At 58.9% G+C, this 6416-nt stretch carries 3 protein-coding genes; all 3 read right to left on the reverse strand.

The genetic code is table 11. From position 1 onward, the window contains the following. The coding region (locus tag ACSSVZ_RS27765) for a DNA cytosine methyltransferase (RefSeq protein WP_453974108.1) at positions 1-754 on the reverse strand (754 nt) is incomplete at its 3' end. A 148-nt stretch (positions 755-902) separates the two neighbouring features. Further along, entirely contained in the window at positions 903-2456 is a 1554-nt protein-coding gene (locus tag ACSSVZ_RS27770; RefSeq protein ID WP_453974109.1) for a Fic family protein, read from the reverse strand. 182 nt (positions 2457-2638) lie between these two features. Further along, positions 2639-5962, reverse strand: a complete 3324-nt coding sequence (locus ACSSVZ_RS27775) for a DEAD/DEAH box helicase (RefSeq protein WP_453974110.1) — start codon at positions 5960-5962, stop codon at positions 2639-2641. Positions 5963-6416: the final 454 nt, after the last annotated feature.

The following is a 6416-nucleotide window of genomic DNA, read 5'->3' on the forward strand; positions in this document are numbered from 1 at the left end:
TCGCCTCGGCTGAAGCCTTCCTGCACGCCGCCTCCGTCATGCTCCTCGCAAGACGTCTGGCCCGCGCTCCATGAGTTTCGAGTCCGACTCTTAGGGAATAGAGGCGGTAGGCGAGACCATTGTCCGAGCTGCCGACCGCCTGCTTCGGATGCGAGAGGTCGGCCAGTATCTTCTGCAGAACCGGTTCGCCGTTCACCTTTGCGGAGAGCAGGCCCTTCACATTCTCCATCACAAACGCAGGCGGTCTGTGGTCGGTGATGATCCTCAGGTATTCGCGGTAGAGAAAGTGCTTCTCGTCCTGTTCAAACTCAGGATCATTCGCCCGTCGCGATCTTCCCACTAGCGAATAAGCCTGACACGGCGGACCTCCAACGAGAACCCATTTACTGCGGCCTTTCAGTCTGTCGGCAATCCGGCGCCGGACATCCTCATGCGTTGCGTCGCCGAGAGATATATGCAACGCCGAGTCTGATGCCTTTGCCCACTCACGGGGATACATTTCGGCCAGATCGGACAGGGACAGCTCTCCGGAGAGATAACGATAGTATTCCACCGGCACTTCGCCAGGGGAAAAGCACCTGAAAAAGTGTCGCAACAGAAGCGTCCGGTGCGCAAACTGATCCTGTTCAATCGAAATTTCAGAGCGGAAGATGTAGCTGTTACTGTTCCACACTGAGGCAAAGCCTTCGCCCAGCCCGCCTGGACCGGCGAACAAATCAACGACTGGATAATTTATTTTGGTCAGACGAGTCATGTTTTCATACAGTATTTACTCATTTACCGTCTCACCTCTACCCCTGACACGTTGGTGATACGAAAGAAATTTTCGGCAGTTTTCGGTTTTGCATTGCATATTAGTAGCCTGCATTTGCGATCTGTGATTTCGCATTCTGGAATCCGCTTCAGGCTGGTGTATGAATATCGAAAGCCGATTTGTAAGCCTCTTCAATCTGCTGCACTTCCGCCTCCGTCAGCGCCGCAAATTCCTTCTCTCGGGCTCGATTTGAGAGGGTGCCACCGTTCTGTTTGAGGAAGCGGAACAGCAGGTCGATAGTGCGTTCGGGCATGTCGATCATGGCTTCGATGCGCCTGCGAAATTCATCGTAGCGTCTGAGGAAATCGGTCTCGTAGGGCAGGTCATGCTCGATGGTCTGGCGGACGCATTCGTATAGAAATTCGGCGTGCGGGGTGGCGTCGAAGAAGCGGTAGAAGTCGTGCGTATCGTTCAGGACCCGGACGTTGAACTTCTCGGTCGGTTCCCACCTTATGAGCGGAAGCAGGCGTTCCGAATAGGTTTCCAGAGTTTCCCGGTAGCGGTCGATTCTCTCCAGGATGGCGGCGGAAACTGGGAAGACGACGCCGGGAGGATTGTAGCCGCGCTCGGCCAGAACGTGGTGGATGAGATAGCGGTGCAGGCGGCCGTTGCCATCCTCGAACGGGTGTACATACACGAAGCCGAAGGCGAGGATGGCGGCGGCGATGACGGCGTCCATGCTCTGCGCGGGGCCGCGGTCGAAGGCGATCATGCCTTCGGTGAGACGCGGCAGGTCTTCGGGCCGGGCGCTGATATGATCCGGAAGCGGCATACGGGTTTCGCGGTCATGTTCGCCGACGAAGCCACCTTCGGTGCGGAAGCCGAGCGTGACAAAGCGATCATCGCCGATGACGATACGCTGGAGGCGCAGCAGTTCGTCCGTGTCAAGCGGCTGGCGGCCGGCTTCGCCGATGGCGCGGCCCCAGCGCTGTATACGGTCCTGGGGCGGGCTTTCGCCTTCGATGGCGTAGCTGGATTTTGAGTCTTTCAGCAGCAGAAAGGCAGCTGTGCGGGCGAGCACGTCGCGCGGTACGTTCGCGACGATCTCCCTGGCGCGCTGCGGCAGGTCCAAGGCGATGAGCTGATCAAGCGTTTCGGTGCGGAAGACCAGCGGGCAGAATTCAGGGGTGCCGGGCAGGTTGTTCTTCAGCCTGTAGCGCGGGGCGGTTTCACCATCGATGCCCCACTGCAGGGACGGGTCGAGCACCGGCACATAGCGGCCGGTCTTTGCGTCCGGCAGGTCCAGCCTCTGGCCGGTAAGCCATTCATAGAGAAACCAGACTCGGCGGGCATAGGTGCCCGTCGGCTTGTCGCGAACGATCGCCTCGATCGAGGCGGGGCCGGTCGAAAGGAACAGGCGTTTCAGGACCGCAAGGTCGAGCCCTTCATATTTAAGAGCGAAGGTCAGATGGCCTTCGAGGGTTGCTTCCGGGGCGTGGCGGGGGGTCATGATTCGCCAGCCGTCCCGCTCCAGGATGCGGTGATGTTCGCCGGTTGCGCTCAGCATGCGCGGCAGCGGCGCTTCAAGGCCGTAGGTGTCGATCAGGGCGCTGTAGCCGGCCGGGGTCGCGGTCTCGGGCAGCCGTTTTTCCTGAAAAACGGTCACAGGCCCTGAAAATCGATTCCCTGCGGCTGAAGCCATGAATACCGTGCTCAGTTCATTGTTTACCGGTTCCGGGAGGCATTCTCCCTGAATTTTGATTCTAGCACATGAAAAAAGGTTCTTCTACGAAAAAATCATGAATATCGGTTCTTCCGGTCGCGCCACTTTGAAGGTGGAATGGGCCCGGCCGCTCGGATTGAGCTCCGGAAAGTGCATTACACTCAAGACGCGGTGGCGTCCTGCGGTCCTTCCGACTGGGCCTGCGCACTGGCAATGACCTGCAGGGGAATGGAGAAGGTTTCCTGAAGGAAGGTCTCGGTTGCGCCCAGAACATCTAGAAAGGCGGGCGCGAGCTTTACCTTGGACAGGCCCGGCTGAACAATCGCGACTTCATACGCGAATGACAGCTCCCGGCAGGAGCTTATGAGCTTCTGAATATTGCGGCGGCCGCCGCGCTCGAAGCGGGACGGGCCACCCGATTTGAGCCGCAGTTCTTCCTGATGGAGCAGGTGCTTTAGAAGCTTCCGCGGGTTCTCCCGCCAGTGAACGGATTTTTGGGCCTGTCCGCAGACAGCATAGAAATCGTCGATCCGGGCACCGGGTGTCGACTTTGCTGAATGCTTGCAGTGAACCAGAAGGACGCGCAGCTTTTCACCGATGCGCACCAGTCCAACGATATCGGCAACCTCGCCGGTGCCGTCGCCGTCAAACACAACGTCGAAGTCGCCGAATTCCCCGGCCAGAATCCGCTCGATCACATGCCGCTGGATTGAATCGGGCGATTTATCCTGTCCCTGAGATTCTTTTCGCAGGTCAATGCCATCCCACGTCCAGGCACTGATCTTTGCCGGGTCGAATGCCTGGCGGTCTGCACCGCGCGGCAGTTCGAACAGTTCATTGAATACGAGAAAGTCACCATTCGCAAAATGGATGATCGGCGGATCATCGTTGAACCATTCAGCGAGCGTTTTGGTGGCGCCCCGGACGGTTGCGAAGACCCTCGGTCCGGCCGTCTGCTTGAATTCCGCCCGTTCTTCGGAAAGCGCCACCTCGAAGGTTGCTTGCTGCGTCCCGGCGATCACACTGAAGCGGAGCGGCCCTTTCTCCGTATGTTCGGAGACTGTCAGCTCGCATTCGAAGAACGGGGCACAGGTCTGTCCGATTTCCAGCTCAATCTGATCTTCTGCCTGTGACAGGAAGCCCTCCGGCCACGACACCATGACCGGTACGAGTGAGGGGCGCGTTGAGATGCGCCGCGCCTTGATGACATTGGTCAGGACGTCTTCGATCGAGATATTTTCATCGAGAAGTTTCGCGCCGACATGGGAGCACCAGTCGGTCCACTCCGACAGGTCGTAAGCTACCCTGTAGGACCACAGGCGCCCCTTTGCCGAACAGCCGATCGTCACCTTTTCGTCTTCTTCGTAGCCAAGTCCGAAGAGGTTCGATTTTCGCCGGTTGAACTTTGACGCTTCGGACAGACCGTCGGCGATGTCCGCGCCCATGAACATTGTGTACCGAATGTTCTTTCCGAGCGCGTGGCTGAGGCCGAGATTGGTCAGCGTCAGCCGGCGGACGCCGCCAAGCACCCGAAACATGTTCTCTCCGGAAAACCGTGTTTTTGAGCCGCAGACGGCGTCGGCAATCCCTTCGTGAAAGTCCTTGCTCGAACTGTTTATGAAGAGAATGCCGAGCTGTTCATTCCAGTGCAGCACATGCAGGTTCCACTCGACATTCTGGATCTGTTTGACGGCGCCCCATCGGATCGGGCCTTCATCCCTGGTTACATAGATGGCGATGTTGGCTTCTGGGTTCACGACCGGCCCGGCATGCAGGCGCGGCCCCGGTATGGCATCCTCGACTTGCAGGGGATTCCAGTTTGCGCAGTCGGTCTTGTAGGCAACCGCGCTCATGCGCGGGAAAAGCGTCTGCAAAGGAATTTCCCGCATACTTCCGGTGAAGCCGGCCAGGACCTCATTGCGCTTTCGCGCCCGTTCGGTTGCGGCCTCGCTCAGCATCTTCAGAAGGTGGTTCCAGTCCGAATCTTCGGCGTACAAGTTTCGTAGCGCATCAGAGATTCCTTCGTCAGCAATATTCGCGACGACGTGGGCATCACCGACTTCTTCAAGATCACGAGTGAACCTGCCGATAAACTGCAGGGTGATCGGCAGGCTCTGGTGCCGGTCATGAAGCGCTGCCACCTTCAGCTGAGGCATGTCGAAACCTTCGCCGAACATATCGACGCAAACGACGATGCGGCTCTCCCGGTCTCTAAGTTTCTGCAGCAGTGTCCGGCGCTCGGAAACCGGGATGCCTGTATGTATCGCCACCGGGCTGAATTCAGCGAAGCGCTCGCGATATAGCGCCAGGATGTCATCTGCGCGCTTTGTCGTTCGCACACGCGCCATCAGCAAATGGTCCCGGCCTGCCTTGCAGTCTTCCTGCAACTGCCGTCCCGCACGGTCAGCAATTGCCGCCTCCGCATCGTCCGGGTCATACTCTGCCACAGGCACGAAATTGACCACCCGGAAGTAACCTTCCTTCTGCGCGCGGCTCAGCGGATAGGTATAGATGTATTTGCCGTCGATGCGCTTGCCGTCCATACGGAACGGCGTCGCGGTAAACTGCAGGATCGGCTTTTCTCGAAAGCGCCGCTTGAATTCAGCCCATGTCCGCGCAGCGATATGATGCGCCTCATCGATAAAAAGGTGCGAACACAGCACCGCCATCCGTTCCTGGACTTCCGGGCTGCACTGACCTGCCACATTCATCGTGGCGACGATCACGTTTGCGCGGCGGAAGATGTCATCCACTTCAGCGGCGGATGAAGGCCGGCGCCGCAGCATGGCCACGACGGGCGGCCGTACATCCGGCGGCACGCAGCCGCAATCGGCGAGCTTGCCGAGCGTCAGGAACTTGTCTGCAATCTGGTCGCGCAGCGCCGTATTGGGTACAACAACCATCAGCCGCGGCAGCCTGGCGCAGACCAGAAGGGCAAGCATGGTTTCGGTCTTGCCGGTCCCGGTCGGCATGACGATCGTCGCGGGGTCTTCTCCCACACTCCAATGCGCGAGTGCCGCATACAGCGCGCCGATCTGCGGCCGCCGCAGTCCCTTTACCGGCGGTGTACTTTCGCGGTCTTCCTGCTTGAAGACGAACTGTCCTGTCCAGCCCTCTGTGATCGCACGGCAGCGCGCTTCGCCTGCGACGATGTCTTCAAGCGCTGGCGCTTTCGGCTTCGGGCGATACCAGTACGCTTCTTTCTGGCGTTCGGGAGAGCACCAGGTTTGTGCATCGGTTGCCTGCGGCAGCACAAGCACTGTTTCCGTAGGTAGAGTAGCGCCGGTTTCCTTTGCGGAGAGGAAAATCGGCTCATCGCCACCATCGCTTGCGAGATATCCCTCGACACCGCGCTTGCTGTATCCTGAAAGTCGCACTTGGCGCCTGTGGGCCATGAAGGCATAACTTTGGAGCGCATTGCCGTGGACCGCGCCCTTTATGTCAAGGCGCGGCGGCACCAGTAGATCTGTGCTCAGATCAAACAAATCCGGCAATCCGTTCCTGCTCGAAGCTATTGAAACCCCCTCATTCCCCGGTCCGAATCGACATTATTCGATATTATACTACGGCAAACCAGCATTGCCGTTTATCCTTCGAATTCAACAGGTGTGCGGCGTCCTGCTCTCCTGCACCAGCGCGGGAGGGGCTGTCGCGGACCGGGCCGCGTTGCCTCCCGCCCATCCGGCTTACATCCGTCGCACGCGAGACCTGCCCGAAGCAGCGGAGCTGCTTGGGCGACAAGGCGGCTCTTGGTCGCAACCGTCAGCGCTGGTCCGCTAGGATGGCAACCGGACCACGGCTAGCTGCCATTTGGCACCTAGGATAGAATGTTGCGGAACCCTTGCTAGCACTACTTTGGCAGAAGTGAGGGTATCGCGCTTTGCAGGGAGCAACCACACTGAGGGCATTGCCCGGGCGGCGGTCGCGACAGGCGATCAA

The sequence above is a fragment of the Amorphus sp. MBR-141 genome (genome assembly GCF_053628695.1).

What these genes read in the sequence shown, in the direction of transcription:
- ACSSVZ_RS27770 (WP_453974109.1), bottom strand. Translation starts at nt 2,456, where the DNA reads ATGGCTTCAGCCGCAGGGAATCGATTTTCAGGGCCTGTGACCGTTTTT.